Genomic DNA, 439 nt, shown 5'->3' on the forward strand with positions numbered 1-439 from the left:
ACCACCGGCCCCTCGCCGCCCGTGTCCTCGTACGCGACGGTCCCCGCGCCCAACTCGATCTCCGGCATCGCTCCAGGCTAGGCGGAGCGGCCCTGCCCCGCCCGGCGGCTCACGGCAGTACCGCGCAGCCGTCGAGTTCGACCACCGCCTCCTCGTCCCACAGCCGGAGCACCTCCCCGACCGCCATCGCCGGACAGTCCCGCCCCGCCAAGCTCCGCCAGATCCGCCCGAGTTCGCGCGCATGCTCGCGGTACGCGGCGACGTCGGTGGCGTAGACGGTGACGCGGGCCAGGTCGGCGGGGGCGCCCCCGGCGGCGCGGAGGGCGGTGAGGAGGTTGGTGAGGGCGCGGGTGAACTGCTCGGGGAGTGTGTCGCCGACGACCTTCCCGTCGCCGTCGAGGGCGGTCTGCCCGGCCAGGAACACCACGCGGGAGCCGGT

Annotated in this window: 1 protein-coding gene; it reads right to left on the reverse strand. The window is 75.6% G+C overall.

All coding sequences use genetic code 11. The annotated features are described in order from the left end of the window. Window positions 1-109: 109 nt before the first annotated feature. A partial coding sequence (locus LPA54_RS39175) for a RidA family protein (RefSeq protein WP_228985158.1) occupies window positions 110-439 on the reverse strand: 330 nt, incomplete at its 5' end.

The sequence above is a fragment of the Streptomyces sp. DH12 genome (genome assembly GCF_020873895.1).
Classification (GTDB): domain Bacteria; phylum Actinomycetota; class Actinomycetes; order Streptomycetales; family Streptomycetaceae; genus Streptomyces.